This window comes from Pseudomonas sp. MONT-RG-20F-20-E-7-02 (assembly GCF_022662395.1).
GTDB lineage: Bacteria > Pseudomonadota > Gammaproteobacteria > Pseudomonadales > Pseudomonadaceae > Aquipseudomonas.
In genome coordinates, this window is sequence record NZ_JAKNQN010000002.1 from 146,510 (window position 1) to 172,582 (window position 26,073).

General features: G+C 60.5%; 13 protein-coding genes and 1 tRNA gene. 10 read left to right on the plus strand and 4 right to left on the minus strand.

Going from position 1 to position 26,073, the window contains the following annotated elements:
* Positions 1-94 precede the first annotated feature (94 nt).
* From L8I05_RS06040 to L8I05_RS06065, 6 genes are all read left to right on the plus strand, one after another.
* Positions 95-2,233, plus strand: a complete 2,139-nt coding sequence (locus tag L8I05_RS06040) for a TonB-dependent siderophore receptor (protein WP_242167572.1) — start codon at positions 95-97, stop codon at positions 2,231-2,233.
* Entirely contained in the window at positions 2,233-2,514 is a 282-nt protein-coding gene (locus L8I05_RS06045) for a hypothetical protein (protein ID WP_159956737.1), read from the plus strand. The genes L8I05_RS06040 and L8I05_RS06045 overlap by 1 nt, the downstream gene beginning before the upstream one ends.
* Positions 2,511-3,992, plus strand: a complete 1,482-nt coding sequence (locus L8I05_RS06050) for a PepSY-associated TM helix domain-containing protein (RefSeq protein WP_242167573.1) — start codon at positions 2,511-2,513, stop codon at positions 3,990-3,992. The genes L8I05_RS06045 and L8I05_RS06050 overlap by 4 nt, the downstream gene beginning before the upstream one ends.
* Before the next feature lie 12 nt (positions 3,993-4,004).
* The gene (locus L8I05_RS06055; RefSeq protein WP_242167574.1) at positions 4,005-5,231 is read left to right on the plus strand and encodes a RhtX/FptX family siderophore transporter; all 1,227 of its coding nucleotides are present in this window, start codon (positions 4,005-4,007) and stop codon (positions 5,229-5,231) included.
* Positions 5,232-5,582: 351 nt separating this feature from the next.
* Complete coding sequence (locus L8I05_RS06060; RefSeq protein WP_242167575.1) at positions 5,583-20,294, plus strand: filamentous hemagglutinin N-terminal domain-containing protein; 14,712 nt, start codon at positions 5,583-5,585, stop codon at positions 20,292-20,294.
* Positions 20,294-20,587 (plus strand): hypothetical protein, encoded by a 294-nt coding sequence (locus tag L8I05_RS06065; RefSeq protein WP_242167576.1) that lies wholly within the window; start codon positions 20,294-20,296, stop codon positions 20,585-20,587. Before L8I05_RS06060 ends, L8I05_RS06065 begins: the two co-directional genes overlap by 1 nt.
* A gap of 115 nt (positions 20,588-20,702) precedes the next feature.
* On the opposite strand, the gene L8I05_RS06070 is transcribed toward L8I05_RS06065, so the two are convergent.
* A complete protein-coding gene (locus L8I05_RS06070) occupies positions 20,703-21,908 on the minus strand; it encodes an MFS transporter (RefSeq protein WP_242167577.1) in 1,206 nt (401 codons plus the stop codon).
* A 118-nt stretch (positions 21,909-22,026) separates the two neighbouring features.
* Here L8I05_RS06070 and L8I05_RS06075 point away from each other — a divergent pair, with 118 nt between their 5' ends.
* Positions 22,027-22,938 carry a LysR family transcriptional regulator gene (locus tag L8I05_RS06075; protein WP_242167578.1) on the plus strand — a complete coding sequence of 304 codons (912 nt, stop codon included), beginning with the start codon at positions 22,027-22,029 and terminating at the stop codon, positions 22,936-22,938.
* A gap of 116 nt (positions 22,939-23,054) precedes the next feature.
* Here L8I05_RS06075 and L8I05_RS06080 read toward each other — a convergent pair.
* Positions 23,055-23,141, minus strand: a tRNA-Leu gene (locus L8I05_RS06080).
* 230 nt (positions 23,142-23,371) lie between these two features.
* Between L8I05_RS06080 and L8I05_RS06085 the strand changes: the two genes are divergently transcribed.
* Positions 23,372-23,737 (plus strand): VOC family protein, encoded by a 366-nt coding sequence (locus L8I05_RS06085; RefSeq protein ID WP_242167579.1) that lies wholly within the window; start codon positions 23,372-23,374, stop codon positions 23,735-23,737.
* A gap of 1 nt (position 23,738) precedes the next feature.
* Here L8I05_RS06085 and L8I05_RS06090 read toward each other — a convergent pair whose 3' ends face one another.
* Positions 23,739-24,020: a hypothetical protein gene (locus L8I05_RS06090; RefSeq protein ID WP_242167580.1), complete on the minus strand. Its 282-nt coding sequence runs from the start codon at positions 24,018-24,020 to the stop codon at positions 23,739-23,741.
* 180 nt (positions 24,021-24,200) lie between these two features.
* On the opposite strand from L8I05_RS06090, the gene L8I05_RS06095 reads away from it, so the two are divergent.
* Positions 24,201-24,659 carry a GFA family protein gene (locus L8I05_RS06095; protein WP_242167581.1) on the plus strand — a complete coding sequence of 153 codons (459 nt, stop codon included), beginning with the start codon at positions 24,201-24,203 and terminating at the stop codon, positions 24,657-24,659.
* Between the two features lie 2 nt (positions 24,660-24,661).
* Here L8I05_RS06095 and L8I05_RS06100 read toward each other — a convergent pair whose 3' ends face one another.
* Entirely contained in the window at positions 24,662-25,189 is a 528-nt protein-coding gene (locus L8I05_RS06100; protein WP_242167582.1) for a DinB family protein, read from the minus strand.
* Positions 25,190-25,314: 125 nt separating this feature from the next.
* On the opposite strand from L8I05_RS06100, the gene L8I05_RS06105 reads away from it, so the two are divergent.
* On the plus strand, positions 25,315-26,007 hold the full coding sequence (locus L8I05_RS06105) for a DUF533 domain-containing protein (protein WP_242167583.1): 693 nt from the start codon (positions 25,315-25,317) through the stop codon (positions 26,005-26,007).
* Positions 26,008-26,073: the final 66 nt, after the last annotated feature.

Genomic DNA, 26,073 nt, shown 5'->3' on the forward strand with positions numbered 1-26,073 from the left:
CGGGCATCAATTGAAAAAGTCCCTAAATCGAAAAGTCGGCTGCTTCGTTTAAACGATACTAATGCGAATTATTATCGATAAATGGGGCGGGGCAATGTCACACCGGGGAGCAACACAGGCGGGGCGGGGGTTCACACGTAACGGCGCACAGTGGGGGATTGTGCTGGTATTGGGCTTGAGCCCATTGGCACAGGCGCTGGCCGCCGTGCAGTTGGGCAATGTCGAGATTGCCGGCGAGGACACTTCCGGCGATGTGACGTCGCCGGGCGTGACCACCCTCGGCAAGCTGCCGCTCAAGCTGCGGGAAACCCCGCAGTCGGTGAGCGTGATCGATCACGAGCGTATCGAGCAGCAAAACCTGTTCAGCCTCGATGAAGTCATGCAGCAGGCCACCGGCGTGACGGTGCAACCCTTCCAACTGCTGACCACCGCGTATTACGTGCGTGGCTTCAAGATCAACTCCTTTGAACTCGACGGCGTGCCGGCGATGCTCGGTGAGACGGCCGGCTCGCCGCAAGACATGGCGGTGTACGAGCGCGTCGAGATCCTGCGCGGTTCCAACGGTTTGTTGCACGGCAGCGGCAACCCGGCGGCCACGGTCAACCTGGTGCGCAAGCGCCCGCAAAAGGAATTTACCGCCAGCACCACCCTCAGCGGCGGCAGTTGGGACCGCTACCGGGGCGAAGTCGATGTGGGCGGGCCGCTGACGCCCACCGGCAATGTGCGCGGGCGAATGGTGGCGGCGTATGAAGACCGCGACTATTTCTTTGACGTCGGCAAGCAAGACACGCAGTTGCTTTATGGCGTCACCGAGTTCGACCTCAGCCCCGACACGCTGCTGACCTTGGGCGCGCAGTACCAGACCATCGACCAAATCACCAACATGGCCGGCGTGCCGATGGCCAAGGACGGTTCGAGCCTGAACCTGCCGCGCTCCACCTACCTGGATGTGGATTGGGACCGCTTCAAGTGGACCACACGCCGGGTGTTCGGCTCCCTGGAGCAGCAACTCGATCACGACTGGAAAGCCAAGGTTGCCGCCGAGTATCAAGACGCCGACTCCAGCCTGCGCTATGCCGGGGCCTACGGCGCCATCGACCCGCTGACCGGCGACGGTGGGCATTTGATGGGCGCGGCGTATAAATTCAACAGCACCCAGAAGAGCGTGGATGCGTCGGTCAATGGGCCGTATTCGCTGTTCGGCCGCAGCCATGAATTACTCCTGGGCACCAACTACAGCCAGGGCGAAACCGAGCAGCACACGGCGCAATTCACCACGCCACTGAATGTGCCGGTGAATGTGTACCGCTGGGACCCGAGCAGCGTGCCCAAGCCCGGCATCGGCGCCTACACCTCGCCGGGCTCGACCACCACCACGTCCAAGGGCGTCTACGCGCTGACCCGCTACAAACTGCTCGACCCGTTGACCCTGGTGATCGGCGGCCGCGCCAGTTGGTGGGACCAGGACGCACCGACTAGCCATTTCACCCCCGGCCGGGAAATTACGCCGTATGGCGGCCTGATCTGGGACTTCGCGCAGAACTGGTCGTGGTACGCCAGCTACGCCGAGGTGTATCAGCCGCAGACCGGGCAAACCTGGAGTGGTGACCTGCTCAAGCCGGTTGAGGGCAAAACCTACGAAACCGGGATCAAGGGCGAGCTGGTCGACGGCCGCTTGAATGTGTCGCTGGCAGTGTTCCGCATTGACCTGGAAAACAACCCGCAGGTCGACCCCGAACACCCGAGCGCGGGGCCAAATACCTATTACATCAGCGGCGGCAAGGTGCGCAGCCAGGGCTTCGAGCTGGAAAGCACCGGCTACATCACGCCGCAGTGGAACGTCTCTGCGGGCTACACCTACACCACCACCGAATACCTCAAGGACACCAACAACGCCTCCGGCGAGCGCTATGCCGAATTTACCCCACGGCACATGGCGCGGGTCTGGACCCAATACGAACTGCCGTGGCAGGAACATCGCTGGAGCGTCGGCGCCGGTGTACAGGCGCAAAGTGATTACTCCACGCAATCCGGCGCGGTGACCCTGGAGCAGGGCGGTTATGCTTTGCTCAATGCGCGGGTCGCCTACCGCATCGACGACCATTGGACGGCCTCGGTCAACGGCAATAACCTGGCGGACCGCAAGTACTACCAGAGCCTGTCCAACGTTAACTGGAACAACCGCTACGGCGAGCCGCGCAGCCTCAACATGACCTTGCGAGGCACGTTCTGATGGCCACGCCGGCCCTCGGCCCCTGGCCGCTGCGCATCGGCCTGGCGCTGGCGGGCAGCCTGCTCAGCAGCCTGCAACTGGCGGTGCTGCTCGCGCGGCATTATCCGTGGGGCGGCGGGCTGGAGCGGCTGTATGCCGGGGTGTTCCTTGGCCTTGGGTTTCTGGTGACGGTGCTGCTGTGGTCGTTGCTGGCGCCGGACCGCAAGCGCGTGGTGTACCGCTCCAGCGCCTGGCTGCTGCTGTTTACACCGTGGTTGTTATGGGATGGGCAGTGGTCATGATGGGCGCACCGAGGGCGCTGGTGCAGCGCGTGCATGCCGGGGTCGGCGGCGTGTTTGGCGTGGTGCTGTTTGTGATCCTGCTGAGCGGCGCGTGGAGCATGGCCCATGAAGATTTGCGCGCCTGGTTTCGCGGCCCGTCGGCGCTGGCGCAAGGGCCGGCATTGCCGCTGTCGCAGTGGCTGGCAATCGCCCGTGAACAGGGCTTGGCCCTGGGTGAATTGCGTATCCGCCTGGCGGATAGCGGCCACTCGGTGGTTGAGCTGTGCGGGTCGCCCACCGACTGCAGCGGCGCACTGGACCCGGCCAATGGTCGTGAACTGGCGTCGGGCGATGCGGCCGACATCCTCTTCAACCTGCACAAAAGTTTGTTTATCGGCTTCCCCGGACGGGTGCTGATCAGCCTGCTCGGCGTGGTGCTGTTGCTGATGATTTGGGCCGGTAGCGCGTTGCACAGCGGGCGCCTGCAAGACCTCAAGCGTTTGCGCCGGGACCGTGGCGCGCGGGTGTTTGCCCATGACCTGCACACCTTGATCGGCCGCTGGTGCGGGCCCTGGCTGCTGTTGTTCGGCGTGACCGGCGCGTTGTCGGGTTTGGGGGCGCTGGGCTCGCTGGGCCTGGCTGGGCAAGCGTTTCCCGGTGCGCCGCAACAGGCCTTTATGCAGTTGCTGGGTACGCCGCCGCCCATCAGCCCACAGGCAGGTACGACGCAGGTTGATCTCGATCAACTGCTGCGCCGGGACGCCGTGGCGCATCCGGGTTTTGCCGCGCAAAACGTCGCCTTGCACCACTGGGGCGAGCCGGGCGCCTGGGTTGAAGTCAGCGGCATCCAGCAAGGCTTGCCCAGCACCGCCGTATTTGAACGCCACGCTTATCGCGCCAGTGACGGCGAAGCCGTGGGCACCCGCAGCGCCAGTGGGCGCGGCGTGTGGTTGCAGGCATTTATTGCGGTGCAGCCGCTGCACTTTGCCGACTACCGCTGGGTGCCTTATGCCGGGCCGTTATTGCGCGCGGTGCATTTCGCCATGGCCTTGGCGGCGGCGGTGTTGGTGCTCAGCGGTTTGTACCTGTGGCTGGAGCGCCGCCGCCTCAAGGCTGGCGCCGGTTGGCAGGTGTTGTTGCGCCTGGTGGTGGGTGGGGGCGGCGGCTTGCTGGCGGCCACGGCTGTGTTGCTGTGCGCCGGGGCGCTGGGTTTCGGCAACCTGGCGTGGTGGTTCTGGGGCAGTTGGCTCGCCAGCCTGCTGCTTGTGTGTGCCATGCCGCCGCGCCGTCAACCGTTGCACCTGTTGTTGGCGGTGGCCGGCCTGGCCTTCGTCGCGGCGGCTGTGTTGCACCTGGCGGGGAGCTTCAGGCACGGCAGCTTAGCGCTATGGCCTGTCGATCTTGTGTTGCTGCTGTGCGGCGCCAGTGCCTTGAGGGCGCTACGCCAATTGATTTCTTTTACGCGTGCGGCACGAGGTGCCGCCGCCAATGTTGCCTGAGGGGATATTCGTATGTTGGAGCTGCTGAAACATTGGCGCATGGTGCTGACCTTCGCGCTGTTGTACCTGTCCCAGGGCATTTGCTTCGGCATCGCCATGGACGCCTTGCCGACCCTGCTGCGCCATGACGGCGCCGCGCTCCACGCACTGGCGTTCCTGCCCTTGGTGGGGCTGCCGTGGGTGATCAAATTCATTTGGGCGCCGCAGGTCGATAACCATTGGAGCCCACGGCTGGGACGGCGGCGCAGTTGGATCATTCCGATGCAGATGCTGGTGCTGCTGTGCATCGCCACCCTGGCAACCATCGGCCTGAGCGTGGACACCGCCGGCGTGGCAGTCGGCCTCCTGATTGTGGCGTCGCTGGCCAGTGCCACGCAGGACATCGCCACCGACGGCATGGCCGCCGAGTACTTCGCCGACAGCATGCTCGCGCGGATCAATGCGATTCAGGTGGGTGGCACCATGGTCGGCTTTTTTGTCGGCGGCGCCGGCACCTTGCTGCTCAGCGGCTACCTGGGGCAAACCACAGCATTCACGCTGCTGGCGCTGGTGCCGTTGCTGAGCCTGGTGTGCGTGGGCTGGTTGCACGTGGCACCGGCCAAACCTAAACAGCCGGATGTGGCGCATGCCTCGTTGTGGCGGTTTATCAAACGGCCGAAGGCGCTGTCGCTGGTGCTGCTGGCGTTGCTGTCGGCGATGACCTCGGTCTCGGGGTTCGGCTTGTCCAAACTGTTCCTCAATGACGCCGGCTGGTCCCTGCAAGCGATTGGGCAGTTGGGAATAAGCGGCGGCGTGGTCACCATCGTGTTCGGCTGCGGCGGCGGCGCGTGGTTGATCCGTGTACTGGGCCTGTGGCCGACCTTCATGCTGGCGGTCGGCATGGCCGGCGTGGCCGCAATGACCTGGTTGATGCAAGCCAGCGGCCTGCTGGCCACGCAAACCGCGCTGATCTGGCTGGCCGTGGGCCTGGGCTCATTCGCGACCGGCGCAACTTCGGTGGTGATCATGACGGCGTCCATGGCCTTCGCCGCTCAAAGTGATCAGGCCGGTACGGATATGACTGCGGTGCAGAGCACGCGTGATCTGGGCGAGATGCTGTCCTCGACTTTGCTGGTTGGGTTGACGGCACAGGCGGGGTATAGCGGTGGGTTTGTGGCCGGGATCGTCATGGCGGCGTTGGCGTTGTGGATGGCGTTGAACTTGTCGCGGCAGAGGACGGCAGAAAGCCTGGCGAGCTGAATTTTATTAACTAATTGATATATATGGAGATAGTGCAGCCTGCCTGAAAACCGTGTGTATTGGGTTCGATACAAAGCCGTACATTTAATTGACGCCATCAAAACGCCACCCTAAGATCGCCCAAAAACTAATGGCACAAAGCCATGTAGAGGGATCTGGAAATGTGGCGTTTTTTTTGTCGGGCCAGTCTGGGCCTGCTCTCCGCTTTTCTTTGCCTGAGCCCTGCCGGGCTCGCGCCTTGTACCTCCTTTGAAACGACCGGGCGCCCTTACGGAACGTGAAGCGCCGATCAAATTCCGCCTGGCTTTCTTTCTTTAAATTTTTGACCGCCCTTGGGCATCGAGACACGACATGGATGTTCGTCAGTTCGCCTTCCTCGCGCGCCAGCCTTCTGCTGCCGTAAAAAGCCGTTCCCACTTCCAGGGGCTGCCTAAACGTGGGTTAGCGTTGATCCTGGCCAACGCCATGTTCTGGCAGCCGCTGCTGGCCCAGGCCGACGGCATCGTGGTGAGTGCGCCGGGCACGGGCCTGGCGCAAGCGGGCAATGGCGTGCCGATCGTCAACATCGCCGCGCCGAACGCCAACGGGCTGTCGCACAACCAATTCCATGACTACAACGTCGGTGCCAACGGCGTCATTCTCAACAACGCCACCGGGCGTACTCAGTCGACTCAGCTGGGCGGGATCATCGTCGGCAACCCGAATTTCCAAGGCACCGCCGCGAACATCATCCTCAATGAAGTCAATGGCGGCAGCCCGAGCCAATTGCGCGGTTATACGGAAGTGGCGGGGCAGTCGGCGCATGTGATCGTGGCCAACCCGTATGGCATCAGCTGCAACGGCTGCGGCTTTATCAATACCCCGCAGGCCACGCTCACCACCGGTAAAGCGGTGATCGAAAACGGCCAGATCAGCCGTTATCAAGTCGATAAAGGCACTGTCGCCATCGAAGGCGCCGGTCTGAACGCGAGCAACGTCGACAAGTTCGAAATCATCACCCGCGCGACCACCATCAACGCGCAGATCCAGGCAAAAAAACTCACCATCGTCGCCGGTCGCAACGACGTCGACGCCCGCACCTTGAACGCCACGGCACGTGCAGCGGACGGCAGCCAGGCGCCGGATTTGGCGATTGATTCCTCGGCGCTGGGCGGCATGTATGTGGGCGCGGTAAAGCTGGTGGGCACCGAAGCGGGTGTGGGTGTGCGGCTGTCGGGGGACATGGTCGCTGGCGGCGATATTCAGATTGATGCCGCTGGCAACGTAGTCATGGGCCAGACCTCGGCCGGTAGGGCGGTTAACGTCAAGGCGCAGAGTGTCGAGGCTAAAGGCGCAGTCTACGCGGGCACTGATTTGGCGATCAAAACCCAGGGCGCATTGACCAACCAGCAAACCCTCGCCGCAAAAGACAGCATCACCCTGGACGCCGGTGGCCGGCTGACCAACAACGGCATCATCGAAGCCGGCGTCAACGCCGACAACACCCGCAACACCCAAGGCGACGTACGCCTGACTGCGCAGTCCCTCGACAACACCGGCAAGACCGTGATCGCCAGCCGCGACCTCATCGTCACCACCGGCGAACTCGCCAACCAGGGCGGCACGTTGAGCGCCCAACGCGATGCGCAATTCAAAGCCACATCCCTGGACAACCAGAACCAAGGCCGCATCCTCAGCGCTGGCAGCCTCGGCATCAACGCCGACCAACTGCTCAACAGCCAAGGCGGCCTGGTCACCAGCACCGCCAACCTCACGGCAGGTATCGGCCAACTGATCAACCGTAACGGCGAGCTGTCGAGCCAGGCGCAGGTCACGCTGCAACTGGCGGCCCTGGATAACGTCGCCGGGCTGGTGTCGGCGGGGCAGTCGTTGAGCCTGAATGCCACGGGGTTAGTGAATAACCAGAGCGGCCGGATTGCCGCGCGTCAGGCGCTGCAGGTGGTTTCCGACAGCCTGGATAATCGCAGTGGCGAGCTTGTGGCTACCGATATCGGCTTGGCAACCGGCACGCTGGACAATGGCGGCGGCAGGCTGCAAGGCGACCGTACGCTGGCGATCTCCAGCGGCGCACTGAGCAACAGGGGCGGTACGTTGGCTGCCGGCATCCGGTTGGACGCCACCACAGCCAGTTTGGATAACACCGATGGCAAGCTGACCAGCGACGGCGCCTTGACCGCCGTTATCGCCGGACAGTTGCTCAACCAGACCGGCCTGTTTGCCGCCAAAGGCGATGCACGCCTCACCCTCGGCAGCCTCGATAACCGCCAGGGCAATCTCGCCGCCAACACCCTCAACCTGCAAGTGAATGGCCCGCTCAACAACAGCCACGGCACCCTGCGCGGTGAAGCCCGGCTGGATTTGACGGCCGGCCAGGTCGATAACAGCGCGGGCGGGCGCATCAGCGCCGGCACAACGCTGAATGCCAGCGTAGCAAGCCTTGATCAGCACGAGGATGGCCGGCTCTTTGGCCAAGGCGATGTCAGCCTCGACCTCAATGGCGGGCACCTCAACAACCGCGGCGGCGTGATCAATGCGCCGGGCCAATTGCTGTTGAGCAACCTCAACAGCGTCGATAACAGAGGCGGCGAAGTCTCCAGCAGCCAGGCCTTTACCCTGGCCGCCGACACCCTGAACAACGGCAACGCCAAGCTGTTGAGCGAACAGGCATTGACCGTGCGCATCGCCCAGGCGCTCGACAATACTCAGGGCCTGGTCTCGGCCAAAGCCCTGGATATCCATGCCGGCAGCCTGAACAACAATGGCGGCACACTCAGCGCTGGTGACGGCCTGCTCGCGCAAATCGACGCGGCGCTGGATAACCGCAACGGCAAAGTGTTGGCGCGCTCGGCGTCGGTCAGCAGCGGTTCATTGGACAATCGCCAAGGCCTGCTGCAAGGCGACGCCACCCTCAACCTCAACAGCCTCGGCCTGCTCGATAACCGCCAGGGCACGCTGTTCGCCGGCCAAGCGTTTGATCTGACCGCCGGCAGCCTGGACAACAGCGGCGGCAAGTTGACCAGCGACGGCCGCCTGACTGCACTGATCAGTGCGCAATTGCTCAACCAAACCGGCCTGTTAAGTGCAGTGGGCCAACTGCAAATCAGCGCCGCCAGCCTCGATAACAGCGCCAAGGGCAACCTCTACAGCCAGGCGGGCGTGAGCCTCGACCTGAACCATGGCCACTTGAATAACCAGGGCGGCTTGATCCACGCGCCGGGTGCGTTGCTGCTGAGCAACCTCAACAGCGTTGATAACAGCGGTGGGGAAATCTCCAGCGCCCAGGCGCTGGATTTCAGCGCTGCGAGCCTCGACAACCGCGGCGGCAAATTGCTCAGTGAGCAAGGGTTATTGGTGCGTATTGATCAGGTGTTGGAAAACACCAAGGGCCTGGTTTCGGCCGCCGCAGTGGATGTCAAAGCCAACAGCCTCACCAACGTTCAAGGCCGGCTCAGTGCGCGCGATGCTGTAGCGGTGCAAGTCGCTACGTTGCTGGACAATCATCAAGGTGAAATCCTCGGTACCCTAACGTCGCTGACCCAGGCTTCGCTGGATAACGACAACGGCTTGATCCTCGGCGATAAACAGTTGCTCCTGAGTAGCACAGGTGCAACAAGCAACCGCAATGGCCGCGTTGTCAGTGGGCAAGCCTTGAGCGTGAACACGACCAGCTTCGACAACAGCGGGGGCACCTTGACCAGCGTCGACACGTTGAACGCGCTGATCAGTGGGCAGTTGCTCAACCAGGCCGGACTGATTGCGGGCGGCGGCCAATTGCAGCTGGCGGCTGCCGGCCTGGAGAACCGGAGCAAGGGACGTATCACCGGTAAAGGCGACCTGCTGCTGACTATCGGGCAGTTCGATAACCGTGGTGGCAGCGTCGCGGCGGTAGGGCAGTTGCAGGTCAAAGGCACGTCACTGGACAACAGCGGCACGGGCCTGCTCAATTCCGGCAAGTCGATGACCCTGGCGGTCGACAGCCTGGATAACCGCGACGGTGAAGTCTCCAGCGTCTCTGATCTGGTGTTCAACGGCGGCCAGTTTGATAACAGCGCGGGCGGCCGCTTGCTGGCCAATGGTGATATTCAGCTGACCCTTGAGCGCCTGAATAACCAGCTCAAAGGCATTATTTCCGGGCAGCAGTCGATTACGTTTAACGCCGGGCAATTGGATAACAGCAGCGAAGGCAGTGTTTACGCCAAGCGGGACGTGAGCATGGTGCTTGGCGATCAACTGAATAATCAGCAAGGCACACTGCGCAGCGATGGCGGCTTGAGCCTGGCGTCTGCCGGCGTAAACAACGATGGCGGGCGGATCAGCAGCGCGGCCGCCCTGGCACTGACTTCTCAAGGCGTCGTCAGCAATCAAAACGGTCAACTGCTCAGTGCCACTACGCTGACCCTGGACATGAAGGGGGCAGCGCTGAACAACGCGCGCGGCCTGATTAACACGCCGGGCACGCTGGTGCTGAAGAATCTCTCATCCGTTGGCAACCAGAAAGGCGAAATCTCCAGCGCACACGCCTTCACCCTGGCCGCACAAAGTCTGGATAACAGCGACGGCAAGCTGCTTAGCGACCAAGCCTTAGCGGTTAACGTTGAACAGGCGCTGGTCAACGCCAAAGGCGAAATCACCGCAGCAGGCCTCGATGCTCAAGCAGGCAGGCTGGATAACAGTGGCGGGGTACTCGGCAGTTCCAAGGACTTGAGCCTGGCCGTGGTGGGGGCGTTGCTCAACACCGATGGCGAGGTATCCAGTGCCGGTGTCAGTGTGATTGATGCGATGACCCTGAGTAACCGCAATGGTCAGGTCATGAGCGATGTCAGTCTCGACCTGACCACGCGCGGCGCATTGGTCAATCAGGGCGGTACGCTCGGTGCCGGCAAGCGCCTGCAACTGGCAGCTGCAAGCCTTGATAACAGTCAGTCCGGCAGCGTGCTCAGCGATGGCAGCCTGACGGTAAACGTCGAGGGTCGGCTGGACAACCAGGCCAAAGGTAGCCTGCTATCCAAAGGTGCCATGGCTGTTCAAGCGGGTAGTCTGGACAACCGTGGCGGTGTATTCAGCAGCAAACAGGCGCAGACCCTCGTCGCGCAATCGCTGGATAACCAGGCTGGACTGGTGAGTGCCGTGGGTCCGTTGCACCTGACACTGGACACCGCGAATAACAGCAAAGGCCGTATTGCCAGCCAGGCCGATCTGGACGCCGCCATCGGCGTCTTGAACCAGCAAGGTGGCGAGCTGGCTGCCCAGGGCAACCTGACACTCAGCGCCAACACGCTGGATAACCGTGAGGGTGGCCTGGTAGGCGCTTTAAAAACGCTGAAGCTGACGGTAGAACAGGTCGATAACCGTGCCGGGGAAATTTCCGGCCAGCTCGACACCCAGCTCAGCGGCCAGCGCCTGGACAACAGTGGCGGTAAAGTGCTGGGCGGCACGGCGTTGCAACTGGCGATCGTCGATGTCATCAACCAGGCCAAGGGCTTGGTGTTCGCCAAGGACCTGCGCCTCAAGGGTTCGAGCCTGGACAACACCGAAGGGACATTGGCAGGTCAACAGTCGTTGGCGGTGCAATTGGCCGCCGGTCTGGACAACACGCGCGGCAAGATGAGCAGCGAAGGCCGCTTGCAACTGCAGGGCCAGTCCATCGATAACACGGGCGGGCGTGTTTCCAGCGCTGGCGACCTGACAATCAGCAGCGCCGGCAAACTGCTCAATACCGGTGGTGTGATCGAGTCTGCGCAGGCATTCAACCTGAACAGTGCCAACCTGGACAACTCACAGCAAGGTCTGCTCAAGAGCCAGGACGCCGCGATGCTAAGTACCGGCCAATTCAACAACGGCTCGGGTGGTCGCGTGATCAGCGCTGGCAGCCTCGACCTCAAGGCGACTGCGCTCAACAACGGCGGGCGGATTGCCAGCGGCACGACCCTGAATGCGAACCTCACAGGGCTGACACAGGAAAGCGGCAGCGAGTTGTTCAGCAGCACCGAACTGAACCTTGATATGAATCAGGGAGAGTTGAACAACGCAGGTCTGATTAATGCGCCGGTCCTTGTGTTGAAAAACCTCGGCGATGTGAACAATCGTCACGGTGAAATTTCCAGCCGTAACGCCTTCATACTGGCTGCGCGCAGCCTGGACAACAGCCAGGGCAAGCTGCTCAGTAATCAGGCGTTGGAGCTGCGCATCGATCAGGCCTTGGCCAACGTAAAAGGCAGTATCAGCGCCGGCAAGCTCACCACCCGCAGCGCAACACTCGACAACACGGATGGCTTGATCAGCAGCCGTGACAGCTTGTCGATCAAGGCCGATGGCCTGCTCGACAACCAGCGCGGCAGCCTGATCGGTGACGGTGCGGTGTTGCTGACAGCTGCAACGCTGGACAACCGCAAAGGCGATATGGCCGGCAAGGCCGAGGTCACCGTCAGCACTAACCGTATCGACAACAGCCAAGGCAAGCTGGTCAGCACAGGCGCCCTGCAGGTCACGGGCGCCAACCTCGATAACCGCGGTGGTTTGGTCGGTGCGACAAAAGCGCTGAAACTGGAGGTGACGGACATTGATAACCGCACGGGTGAGCTGACCAGCAATGCCGACCTGGTGATCAATGGGCAGCGTCTGGATAACAGCGACGGCGGGCAGGTGTTTGCAGTCAACCATCTGAATCTGACGGTCGACCAAGTGATCAACCGTGTACGTGGCCAATTGAACGCTTCGGGTCTGACGCTGACAGGCTCTGCGCTGGACAACAGCGGCGGCAAGCTCCTCAGCCAACAAGCCTTGGCGCTGGACTTGACGGGCGATTTGACTAACCGTCTGGGGCTGTTGAGCAGTGAAGGCTCGCTCAACGTGAAGGCCAACAGTCTCGACAACACTCAGGGCAGCCTCTCCAGCGCGCAGGGGCTGGACGTTGCTGTGACGGGCAACGTGAACAATCAGAGCGGCGAGGTGGTTACCGACGGCGGCCTGGTGTTGCGCAGTGCGAGTTTGGGCAACCAGCAAGGTAGCATCAGCGGCAAACAAGCGGTGTCAGTGACGACCGGTGCGCTGAATAACCAAGGCGGGCGCTTGAACAGCGCTGACACCTTGACCCTCGCCACCGGGCAACTGACTAACGGCGGCAGCATTGGCAGCGTCAAGGCGCTATCCGCCAGTGTGACGGGCCTGGACCAGCAGGGCGGCAAACTGTTCAGCCAGGCCGGGTTGAGCCTTGATCTGAAGCAGGGCGTACTGGACAACAACGCCGGGCTGATCAACGCCGTCGGGCCTCTGGCGTTGAACAACCTTTCTCGCGTCGACAATCAGGCTGGGGAAATTTCCAGCGAGCAAGCCTTCACGCTGGCAGCGCAAAGCCTGGAGAACAGTAATGGCAAGCTGCTGAGTAACCAGACGTTGACGCTGCGTATCAACCAGGCTCTGGCTAACGTCAAGGGCTTGATCGGCGCAGCCGGTCTGGACCTGCACGCAGGCTCCGTGGATACCCGTGGCGGTACGCTCACCAGCCGCGGGGACCTGCTGCTGACCAGTGATGGCCTGTTGAATAACCAGGGCCAGGGCCTGATCAGTGCGGCGCGTGAACTGAATCTGCACAGCACTGACATCAACAATCAGAACGGCAGCCTCCTGGGCGGCGCCCGCGTAGTGCTCAACACCGGCTTCATGGATAACTCGAACAAAGGCTTGATCAATAGCCAAGGCGCGCTCGATCTCACCGCCGGCAACCTGCTAACCGGCAGCGGCGGTGAAGTATCGGCTAAGGGCAGCATGGGCTTGAAGCTCAACGGACTGTCGCTGGCGGGTGGCCAAATCGTGGGCGCGCAGGACCTGACGCTTGACTTGAACAACGCCGATCTTGATAACCGTAACGGCCTGATCGCGGCTAAAGGGCCATTAGCGCTCAACCGCGTGCGCGCAATCAATAACCAGAACGGCGAGCTTTCCACTCAGCAGAACCTTTCTCTGAACCTGAACAGCCTGGATAACACCGGCGGTAAATTGATCAGCAGTCAGGTGCTGTCAGTCAGTGCGGCCACGCTGCTTAACCAGAATGGCTTGATTTCCGGCTGGCAGGGCTTGAACGTCAGTGGCAACAGCCTCGATAACCGTAACAACGGCACGCTGTCGAGCCGCAACGGCACGTTGGATGTGCGCCTCGACGGCGCGCTGCTGAACACAGGCGCCGGTGCACTGGTAAGCCATGGGCAGTTGGGCCTTAACGTTGCCAGCCTCGACAACCGGGGCGGAATCCTCTCCAGCGCAGCGGGACAAAACCTGACGGTCACCAGCCAGTTGAACAATGGCAGCGCAGGACTGATTGACAGTGGGGCTGAACTGGAGGTACGGGCGGCGAGCCTGGACAACCAAGGCGGCACGATCAACGCGCAACAAGCCATGACGATCAGCGCCTCAGACCTCAACAACAGCGGCGGCAGCGTAGCCGGTAACGGTCGATTGACCCTTGACCTGCTGGGTTCGCTCAACAACGCTAACGGCAAACTCGCCAGCGCGGGCGCGTTGTTGTTACAGCGCGCAGCGCATGTGAATAATCAGGGCGGACAGATTGCCAGCCAACGTCTGCTAACCCTGCTGGCAGGCGGTATCGACAATAGCCAGCACGGCACCATCGCCGGCCAGGAGCAGGTGGCGGTCACCACCACCGGTGTGTTGCAAAACAACGCCGACGGGTTGATTTACAGCCAGGGTTCCGACGTTTACGTCAAGGCTGCGGGCTTGCTCAATAATCAAGGCGCGGTGCAAGGCCAGAGTGGCCTGAACCTCGACATCAATGCACAGATTGATAACCAGGACGGCAAGCTCCTGGCGCAAACCGGCGACACGGTTATCAAAGCCAACGCGCTCGACAACCAGGGTGGCACGCTTGCCAGCCTGACCGGCTTGGTGGACGCCACAGTGAGCGATCGTTTGCTCAACGGCGACGCGCAGGGCAAGGGTGGGGTCGTGCAAGGCCAGCGAGTGAACCTCAGCGCCGGCACCCTCGACAATCAGCGCGGCCATATCGCCGCTCAGGCTGGCGACGCCGCCATCAATGCGAACCACGTTCTCAATGCTTATGGCGGCGTGTACGCCAAAGAGGGACTGATGGTACGTGGCAACGGGTTGGATAACAGCTCCGGGCAAATCGCGGCCAAACGCATTGACCTTGGCCTCAGTGGGCAATTGAGCAACCAGTCCGGGATTATTGAAAGTGACGGTCCATTAGCGGTTCAAGCCAGTGACCTGATCAACCAGGGTGGCAAGTTGCGGGCGTTGGGGCGTGAGGGCAAGACCCAGTTCCAGATCGGCAACCAGTTCGATAACCGCAGTGGCGTCATAGAAACGGCCAACACCGATCTCTCACTGATAGCCAATACCTTCCAGAACTCCGGTGGCCAACTGCTGCATACCGGCGAGGGCGACTTTGATATCTCCCTGCCCAATGTGACGGGTGCCGGCGGCAGCATTGTCACCCGTGGCGGCCTGACCTTGAATGCAGATACCTGGACTAACAGCAGCGTTATCCAGGCCGGGCGCCTCAAGGTGAACGTCAACACCTTTACCCAGACAGAAAGCGGCCAACTACTGGCCTCATCACGACTGGAAGGCAACGGCAGTCACTGGATCAATAACGGTTTGATTGCCAGTGACGGTAGCTTGTCGTTGCAGTTAAACGGCGGCTACGAGGGCAATGGCCGGCTCAGCAGTGTGGGGCAGATGGACCTCACGGCTGCGCAATGGTCAGTGGCTCAATCGGCGAGCATCGCCGGTGGCGGTAGCACGCGCATGGCTGTTGCAGGAGCCCTGGCGAACGCGGGCAGGATCACGTCTTCTGCGGACATGACCCTCACCGCAGGGTCGATCAATAACGCCGGCACCTTGGGCAGTACCGGCAACCTGCGCCTGACTACCGCAAACCTTTTGAACCAAAATGGATTGATCTTCAGCGGCAGCGACATGGCGTTGCGCACGGATGTGTTCACCAACCGTTTTGCAGATGTATATGGTTTGGGGAATGTGAGCATTGCCAAGGATGACAATAATGGCCAGGCCACCTCGATCAACAATATTTCGGCGACGATAGAAAGCGGCGGTGACTTGAGCCTGGCTGCCGGGCTTATCGAAAACCGCAAGGATGTGTTCCGCACCTCGGGCGGCCTTGTTTCGAGTTACATCGGCGTGCAGTGCTACAGCTGCGCATCGACCACCCAAACGGGCGATAGCTACCTGGTGTGGGCGCAGAATTTCAAGTCGCAGGTGCTCGAGGACTCAGCGTCCGCCAGCATGACCGCCGGGCGCAATTTCCTGGTGACAGGCGGTGACCTGGTCAACAAGGCTTCAACCTTGAGCGCCGGTAACAACCTCTCCTTTGCCTTGCAGAATTTCACCAACGAGGGCGCGTCGGTGGGTGATTACACCCTTAGGCGTTCTTATGACTTCGGCACGCTGAACCCGCACAGCGTGCCCAAATTCATGCAAACGGTGATGAACTACAACCGTACGCATGACCCTCTTTACAACGCCAAAGCGCCTTCCGTTCATACGTGGAACAAAGACGGTGTTGAAGATTACAAACGCATCGGTTTTGAGGGCGGACGGGACGCTCAGCGTTTTTTTACCACCTACGGAACATTACGCATCCAGACCAAAGGTGACGCTGTTGATCCAAGTATCGGCGCGGTGGATGGCCCTTGGGAAATGCTCGGTGCGCGCCCGTTCAACAGCACCACCACGGGCTCTTCCAGTTCGATTAACGCCGTGGTTCAGGCGGGCGGTGCCGTCAGCATCAATGCCGCGCAAAACCTCACCAACAGCGTCGTTCGCCAGAACGTCGCCGTGACCGGCAATGGCCCGCGTGGAGCGGCCAACGCGGTCACTGGCAACACCGCCGTCATGGTCACGATCAATCGCGAGTTGCCCCCAGGTCTTGCGCAGCAGCAGGTCAACCCCGTTGCATTACCAGGATTCAGCCTGCCGAACGGGAAAAACGGCTTGTTCCGCCTCAGCGGCCAGGCCGCCAATGAGGGGCTTGTGAGCCAGGGCAACAGCGGCGCGCCAGGCTGGACCTTGAGCGGCGCAAGCATCGGCTTGGCCGAGCGCCAACAAACACTGCCAACGACCGAGGGTCGCACGCTGCAGCTGGCTGATGCGGTGCAAACGGCCGTGGGTGTGCATCAGGTCACCCTGGCCGCTCGTGAAGCAAGCGGTATCAATGGCAATGCCAGCACGATCAACGTGGCAGGGAATACTGCCGGTGGTACTTGGCAGCCCGGCCGCACCACGGGTTCCGACATGACGCATATTGACGACATCAATGGTCAAACCCCGACGGTCAACATTCAGCGCCCGAACCTCGACTTGTCTGGGCTGACGCCTGGCGAACGGGATACCACGACACCCGTTTCGGGCACGGCCCGACCTGGACCGAACGTCCCAGGCCTGGCGACCGGAAACCGAAATACGTCAGTTGGGCTCAACACTGCAGGAGCGCTCAATATCCCAGGCCTGATGCCCTTGGCCCAGGATGTGGTAACGGCGCCTGGCCGCCAGACGGTCAATCGTGTTCAGGGTTTACCCGACCGCAGCGTTGTTTCGCAGCCGCATAAATACCTGATCGAGACCAACCCGGCACTCACTGACCTTAAGCAATTCATGAGTTCGGATTACCTGCTTTCCGGTCTCGGCTACAACCCCGATGAGAGCGCCAAGCGCCTTGGCGATGGCCTCTACGAGCAGCGTCTGATCCAGCAAGCGGTGGTCGCGCGCACGGGCCAACGCTTTATCGATGGCCAGACCTCGGACGAAGGCGTGTTTCGCTACTTGATGGACAACGCCATCCGCAGCAAGCAGACCTTGGACCTGTCCGTGGGTGTATCGCTGACAGGTGCACAAGTGGCGGCGCTGACGCACGACATCGTGTGGCTGGAAGAGCATGAGGTGGCCGGTGAGAAAGTCCTGGTGCCTGTGCTTTATCTGGCCAATGCCGACCAGCGCCTGGCATCGAACGGCGCGTTGATTGCAGGGCAGGACGTCACGTTAATCGCAGGCAAGGACCTGACCAATGCCGGTACGTTGCGGGCCAGCAATAACCTTTCTGCGACGGCAGGCAATGACCTGACCAACAGTGGCCGGATCGAGGCCGGCAATCGGCTTGACCTGTTGGCGGGTAACAACATCGTCAACCAATCGGGTGGGGTAATCGCCGGGCGTGACGTCACGCTGACCGCGACCAAGGGCGATGTCATCAATGAACGCAGCCTGACAGGGCTGGGCATGGGCGAGGCTAATCGTAGCTACTATGGGGACTCGGCCCGGGTTGAAGCGGCCAATGATCTCACCATTAAGGCCGCGCGTGATGTGATCAACAGCGGCAGCGTGCTCAAGAGCGGCGCGGACACGGTTATCAACGCCGGGCGCGATATCAACATCGTCGCGACCGAAGCGCGTGATTCCGGCAACGGCGGTATGTACGCGCACTCCTCATCGGTTACGCAGAGCAGTTCGAGCGTCGGTGCCGGGCGCGATATACAAATGACGGCAGGGCGAGACCTTAATGCTATCGCCAGTGCAATCGATGCCAAGCGTGATGTCACCATGGCGGCCAGGGAAGACATGAATATCGCCTCTGCGGCGAATGAGGATCACCTGCTGGCGAAGAGCAAGAAAAAGACGGTTCAGGAAGATCATGTCAGCCAAGTTGGCACGACGATCAGCGCCGGGGGTGATGTCATCCTGAGTGCAGGGCAGAATATGGCGCTGATTTCCAGCCGTGTCAGTGCAGGTGATGAGGCGTATCTGGTAGCGGGCGAGCGGCTTGATGTATTAGCCGCCCAAAACAGTGATTATTCGTTGTACGACTATAAGAAAAAGGGTAGCTGGGGCAGTAAGAAGACTCAGCATGATGAAGTGACCAAGGTCGTCAATGTGGGGAGTGAGGTCAAGGCGGGAGGTGACGTTATATTGATGAGTGGCAGCGACCAGTACTATCAGGCTGCCAAGCTGGCGAGTGGTGAAGACCTGACGCTGGAAAGCGGCGGTTCGATTACTTTTGACGGGGTGAAAGACCTGCACCAGGAAAGCCATTCCAAAAGCAAGTCGAGCCTTTCCTGGAATAGCATGAGCGGAAAAGGCAATACCGACGAAACCTTCAAGCAGACGCAGATGGCTGCCAAGGGTGACATCGTGATCAAAGCCGTGGATGGCCTGCACATAGATGTCAAGCAGGTGAACCAACAAACGGTCAGCCAGGCCATTGATGCAATGGTACATGCAGACCCGCAAATGGCTTGGCTCAAAGACGCTGAAAAACGTGGGGATGTGGATTGGAAGCTGATTCAGGAGACGCACGAGTCCTATAAGTACAGCAGCTCCAGCCTTGGTCAGGGGGCGATGCTGGCGATCATTATTATTGTAACGGCACTCACCGCCGGGGCTGCGAGCGGGGCAATAGGCACGACCTTTGCGGGCGCGGGTTCAGCCGGGTCCGGTACAGCCATGGCCGCAGCCACTACGACCTCTCAAGCCTTGGCCACTGGCGCCTATACCGCCGCAGGATGGGGCAACGCCATGGCCACCGCGGCTGTTACCTCGGTAGCCAGCAGCGGTGCGGTCAGTGTGATCAATAACAAGGGTGACTTGGGGGCTACGTTTAAAGACATCACTTCTTCGAATGCCCTCAAAGGCTATGTGACGGGAGCATTGACTGCGGGTCTTACACGTGGGGTTCTGGACGACGCCTTTGGCATAACCGGCAAGAACGTCATTTCCCCTACCCACGGCTTCAATTTGAGTACATTGGAGGGAATGGCCGGGTTTACCAAATACTCGCTCGCCGAGGGCTTGCTGCAGGGAAGTGTCAACTCTCTGGTTAATGGGGGCAGTATCAAAGACAGCCTCGCGTCTGCGCTGCTCAGCCAGGCAGGCAATACCGCAATGGCGGCGGGTTTCAACTGGGTCGGTGACACGGTCAAGTACGATGATGGCAGTCCTCAAAAGGTACTCGCTCATGCGTTGATGGGCGGCTTGCTTTCACGGGCTACGGGAAGTGATTTCAAGACAGGGGCTGTGGCTGCTGCACTCAATGAAGCATTAATCGAGGACTTGTCGAATAGCCTGGGCGCGGATAAAGGTGCTGAGAAAGTGATCTCACAACTGCTCGGCATCGTGGCTGCCAGTGCGGTTAAAGGCGACGTGAGTAAAGGCGCACAGATTGCCGGCAGTGCAACGACATTCAATCGGCAATTGCACCCCACCGAACGCCAGCTGGCAAAAAGTCTTGCAGCGAAAAGTGGCGGTAAGTACACCGTAGAGCAGATTGAAGAGCAGCTCAGAATTTCCACTGTGAAGGACACTTCTATCACGCCAACCCATGATTACATTGCCGGGAAAGAGGGAATGTATGACACCGGAGGCAACTGGAAGCTCCTGGGGGACGGGCTGTATGTGCAGAACTTCGCGCCCGCCGACCGGGACGTTATCGCGTTTATCAAGGCGAACACGGATATCTATTCTTGGACCATGACGGCAGAAACGGGTTTTGACTCGTATGCGAAGCTGGGCGAGGGCACGACGCAAACTCGATCAGGTGTGAGGGATCGGCTCACGGGTTATGCACTCGATGAAAAGGGTGGCTACAGGGTGCCGGTCAGTGTCGATGGTGAATACTTTGCACCTCGGTACTTCTCCTGTGGCACTGCAGAATGCTTGGCCAGTGGGGCCAATCTTGACTATTCCGATTTGAATACACTGCGCTGGATCAAGGCGGTGGATCAAAAGTCACTTGATACCTTGAGCTGGTCGTTGGGCGTAGCGTCAGTACCCGCAGGAGGCAGTGTTCAGGTAGGTTTGGCGACCGCCTCTATGGTGACTTCGTTATTGCATTCTTACCTGAAGGATGATCTTTTGTCGGGGCTTGAAAGTAATGCGCTAAGTACCGGTTTTGAGAAGTTCGCCGAGAAGGCGGGTATGCCGGCAGCTGTGGCGTCCAGGGTGTCAAATGTTTTAGGCGCCATGAAAGTTTGGGATCAGATAGTCGAGCATGGGAATGAATTTTTTCAAGGAAAAAAATGATGTTGCCGCTCCTGAGTAAATACCGGCATCTTTTGTTGCTTGTGCTTGTATTGATAGCCTTTGCGAATGGTTTTTGGCGGTTTAATGGTAATGTCGAACGCTTTTTCGCGATGGTCGTCGGGCAGTTGTGGTTTGTACAAGGGATGTACTGCTATGTGAGTGGTAGAACAATCAGTATCGCCCCAGCGAGTGTGGGCAGAAATGCCAGTCCGCTATCAAGAGCGGCGGTCGCAACGGTTGCACTGGTGTGCTACGTGGTTATCCTGTTTTTGCCTTTTAATTACCGCGTGTGAGACCTCCGAAAAAGTTTCAGGTTTTCGTGCAGTCTTGGCGCTGATTTCCCGCACATCGGCGGGAATGTCGAGCAGCAGCCAACGGTAAAATCCTACCGAAGCGCTCAATGTGTGCTCACCCCGCCTCTTGAGCCGTTTCCTTGCCTGAAAGAGCAACCCCCAACCCGTAAAGCAACCCACCGGCGATGATAAACAGCGCCAACATGTAGAAAATGTAGTGAGCCGGCTGCGTCGCCAGCACGATTCCACACAGCACTGGCCCTAACGCAGCGCCGACATTGCTCAAGTTCTGCGCCGCGTAATACATCCCTCTCAGATGACTCGGTGCAATGTTGTCGATGAACATGTATTCGGCCGGGAAGACGATGATTTCGCCCAGGGTAAAAATCGCCATGGAAACCATCCACAGCACCAACGTGGTCGACAGGGCGAAGCCGCCGAGCCCGACGATAAACAGGCTGAGCCCACCGGCCAGCCACAGGTTCAGGTGTCGACGGGAAATGCGTTTGCCAATGCTGTATTGCAGGCTGATGACCATCAGGGCATTGGTCGCCACTACGCTGCTGATAATTCGATAGGCCGCGTGGGGCGTGGTGGTCACAATCAAATACTGCGAGAGGTACGCGGTGAATTGGCCGAATACCACCGCACTCAACACCCCGCCGAGGGTGAAGCACACCAGGCGGTAATCGCGCAGCAGCAGTGTGCCGACGGCCAGGAATGGCGCGGGTTTATGCTTTGCTTCGCCAGCCACCAAGCCTCGGTCGCCCCACACGAAGTAGACAAAAAAGAACCCGGCACCCAGACCCGCCGAGAGTAAAAACGGCAGGCTGATGTCGAGGGCGGCTACGCCTTCGCCGAGAAACGGGCCGATGGCATAGCCGATATTGGTCAGCGTGTATTTGATCGAAAACACTTCGCTGCGCTGGTCCACAGGCAGCAGGCTGCCAAACCCGGCTTTCACGGTGATATCGATGACCGCATACGCCAGGTTGATCGACACCAGGCACAGGTAGAACAGCCACAGCGCGGATGCGCCATACGCGCCGAGAAACCCCAGCGCGAACACGCCGCAGCAGGTGAGGATCAGCCGGTAACTGGAGATTCGGTCGACCAGAAAGCCGCCATACAGGCTCAACAGCGAGCCGATGATCAGCGTGCTGCCGATCACCAGGCCGATATCGGCGATGCTCAAGCCAAAGTTGCCCGACAAGTAAATCACCAAATAGGGCAGGGTGATTGCGCGCGCGAGGGTTAATACCAGTGACGCAGACAGCAGCAGGTTAAGGGTGGCGGGGTAGGTTTTCAGCGTGGCGAGCATTCGGGCCTCATCGTCCATTCATAAGGTGCAAGTCACACAGCTTACTGGTGAGGTGAATTCTGATTTAGGATGCTTTCTATCGAATGAAAGGAACTGAATTCATGAATAAGGAACGTCAATGTTTGCCTCCGAACGCTTGAAGGGTATCGATGTGTTTGTTTGCGTCGCGGAGAGCGGCAGCTTCGCGGCGGCGGCCGAGAAGATGCACCTGACGGCCTCTGCCATCAGTAAAAGCATCGCCAGGCTGGAAAAACGCCTGGGCGCGCGACTGTTTCAACGTACGACGCGCAGATTGGCGCTGACCGACGCCGGCACGGCGTTCCTGCGCACCTGCAGCGGGGTGTTGGCCGACCTTGAAGAAGCCGAGTTGTCACTGCACAGCGAAAGCACTGAGCCGCGTGGGCGAGTGCGCATTGATTTACCGGGCGCATTCGGACGCGTGCAGGTATTGCCGATCCTGCTGCAATGGATGAAGGACTATCCGTTGGTGATACCGCACATCACGTTCTCTGACGGCCTTATCGAGCCGTTTCAGGCTGGCGTCGACATCGTGGTGCGTATCGGCGGTGCGGATGCCTGGCCGGAGACGGTTGGGCACAGGCTGCTCACGCGCGAGCGGCATGTGTTTTGCGCATCGCCAGCGTACCTGGCTCGCCATGGCACACCGTTGTCGGAGGGCGACCTTGAACAGCATCAGTGCATTGCCTATGGCTGGGTTGATGGGCGCATCAGCCCCTGGCGCTACACCGGTGAGCAGGGCGAGACGCTGCGCAGGCCAGTCGCGCCGCAGCTGGTGGTGGGCAATGGTGAAGGGCTGGTGATGGCCGCGCTGGCAGACTGCGGAATCGTCCAATTGCCCTCGTGGCTGATCGAGCAGCAACTGCAACAAGGGACATTGGTGGAAGTGCTGCCGCACCTGGCGACTGAAGGGTTTGAGATCACCTTGGCCTGGGTTAAAAGTCGCCAGGTGTTGCCCAAGCTACGCGTGGTGCTTGAGGCATTGGTGGCGCGACTCGGCGCGTTTGAATGATTCGGGGGACGTGCTATCGCCTGGCGAGCGCCGGAACAACCGGGCAAATGGAGAATTGCGGGGCGCAAAAAGATAAGGGCCTGCATGAGGTTAATCATGCAAGCCCTTGATATCTATGGTGCCCGAAGCCGGAATCGAACCGGCACGCCCTTACGAGCGGGGGATTTTAAGTCCCATGCGTCTACCAGTTTCGCCATTCGGGCGGCAGCGCGGTGCAGCAGGGTTGGGAATATATAGACCCAGGCGCTTGGATGCAAGGTGAAAGCATGAGTTTGTCGCATTCAATAAAATCCGAAAAATCTTGCAGGATCAGTGATCTACATGGGGAACCTGCCGCTGTGGCGAGGTTTTTGATACGGGGTGAAACGCTCCTGCCAGGAACTGACGCGGGTGTGAAATAGAGTGCGGTTTCACTTTCAAGCCAGGCCCCGTTATGAAATTTGCCTCTGTCCGTCTCGTCACCCAGCAGTTTGAGCAACTCGTCCAGTTCTATCAAAACCTCTCGGACATCGCGCCCCGGCATTTGGCGGAAGGCTTCGCCGAGGTGCACTTCGAGGGTGTCGTTCTGGCGATCAGCGATGAGCGTTTGATCCGCCTGCATAACCACGGGCTGGCAGTCGCGGCGAGCAATCGGTCGGCGATCCTGGAGTTTCAAGTGTTGGATGTGGCGGCTGTTGCCAGCCGGGTCAGCAGCACGAACGTGGTGATGCCCGCGACGAAGATGCCGTGGGGTAATACGTCCGCGCTGCTCCAGGATCCCGATGAGAACCTGGTGAATATCTTTTCAAAAGCCGAATAGCTCAGACAAACGCCTGCCCGCTGAACCCGCGTGGCAAACGCTGCAACCCAGGCAGGTCGGTGAGGCGTTGTGTCCACGCACTGCGCCAGTCGATGGAGGTGTGGGTCTTGGTTTTGCGCGCGGAGCGGCGAGCGGCATTGCGCTGGGTGCGGCGCGCTTCTTTATAGGCTTCGGTATTGCGGCAGGTACGGCATTTGACTCGGTTCAGCTCGGTGCTGGAGGTGAGGTTGGTGCCGTGGTGGCCGCAGGCCAAATGGCCGGCGACCTTGAAGTGAGTGACCATGTAAGCGTCTCCTTCTTATGGGGGTACGCGCCTCCAACAGCAGCGGTGGCGCGAGCAGGGCGGGGCAATTAACCCCGGCGCCTTATGGTTACGACCCCAGGCGCGGCGCAGCGTTCGGTTTTGCCCCCGCGCGGGTTCACGCTACCCTGTGCGGTCACAAGTATAAAAAAGGAATCTATGATGAGCCTCGAAACCCTGCCGCTGGAAGGCAGTTGCCGCTGTAACCGGGTGCGTTTCAGTGTCAGCCTGCCGCCGGTGATCACCATGGCGTGCCATTGCAGCGGCTGCCAGAAAATGACCTCCAGCGCGTTCTCCCTCAGCGTCCTGATTCCCGCCAGTGGCTTCACCGTCACCCAGGGCTGCCCGGTGATTGGCGGTTTGCACGGCGTGGACCGGCATTATTGCTGCCCGCACTGCATGAGCTGGCTGTTTACGCGCCCCCATGGCATCGACGAGTTCGTCAATGTGCGCGCAACCTTGCTGGATAACGCCCACGACTACGTGCCGTTCATGGAAACCTGGACCAGCGAAAAGCTGCCGTGGGCCTCCACGCCCGCCGTCGAAAGTTTCGCGCAATTACCCGAACCGCAAGACTTCCCGCGCTTGATGCAGGCCTACGCCGCGTTCAACGCGCGCTGAACTCAGTCGATCAGCGCCAGCAGGTCGGTATCGCCCACATCCACGCCCGCCTGGGTCAGCAACGTGGTTGCCTGGCCCCGGTGGTGGGTCTGGTGGTTGAAGAAATGCACCAGCAGGCCGAAGAACGGCTTGTTGTGCGCGACACCGCGCATGTTTTGGTAGCTGAGGTGATGATCCAGGTCGGGCTCGCGCAGGCTCTGGGCCCAGTCGATGATGAGTTGATCCAGCCAGGCGCGATGGGTCGACAGCTCGCGGATGTCGGCAAACGCCAGCTGCTTGAGGTCGACGGGTGTGGTGATAGCGCTTAAGGGCGCCAGCGCCGAAAAGCCTGCCGGGTGCTGGGCAAAGCGCTTGAGCCAGACGGTATCACCGAGCGCCAGGTGATTGAGGGTGCCGAGAATCGAGCCGAAGAACGCCTGGCGGTCCGCCGCCAGTTCGGCGTCTGTCAGTTTGCCGGCGGCGGCGTAGACCTTGCGGTTCATCCACTGGTTGTAGTTGGCCATCAACGCGATGTGTTCGATGCGGTTCACGTGGTTTCTCTCTCAATGGCGCGATGTCGCCATCATAAAGCGTGCCCGCCCGGCGGTCATGGTGTTCCCACGGCAGCGGGCTATGGTTGTTGAACGCCATTATTGCGCCCTGGGAGGGTGAAACCATGAATACCAGCGATCTACTCGAACAGCTGTTGCGCGCCGGGCAGAAAGGCGGCGCGGCCTCAGGCGGTGGCCTGGGCGGGCTGCTCGGCGGCTTATTGAAAGGCACCGGCAGCGGCAACGCCTCGGCGGGCGGCGGTTTGGGTGGGTTACTCGGCGGCCTCGGCGGTTTGTTGGGCGGCGCACCCAGCGGTGGTACGACGCAGGCGCGCTCCGGTGGGATGAACTACGCGGCGCTGGCCTCGTTGGGGATGGCGGCGTTTCAGGCGTATCAGGCCTGGCAACGCCAGCAGGCAACTGCGCCGCAGCAAGCCATCCAGACGGTGGATCAGTTGGACGGCGCCGAAGCGCAAGCCCATAGCCATGCGTTGTTGCGTGCGCTGATCGCTGCGGCCAAGGCAGATGGCAACATCGATGCGCAGGAGCAACAGATGATTTCCGCCGAGATGGCTCGCCACACCGATGACCCGCAGTTGCAGCAGTGGATCGCTGCCGAGGCCGTCAAGCCTCTGTATGCGGCGGATTTTGCCGAGTATGCAAGTGACCCGGCGCTGGCGTCGGAGATCTACCTGGCCAGCGTGCTACTGGTGAACGACCAACAGGATGCGGAGCGCAAATACCTGGATGAACTGGCAGGGCAGTTGCAGATTGACCCGCAGTTGCAACTGAACCTGGAGCAGCAGGCTAAAGCCTAGAGGGGCGAAGCACCACAACAGCGACCTGATGTAATGAGATCCAAATGTGGGAGCGGGCTTGCTCGC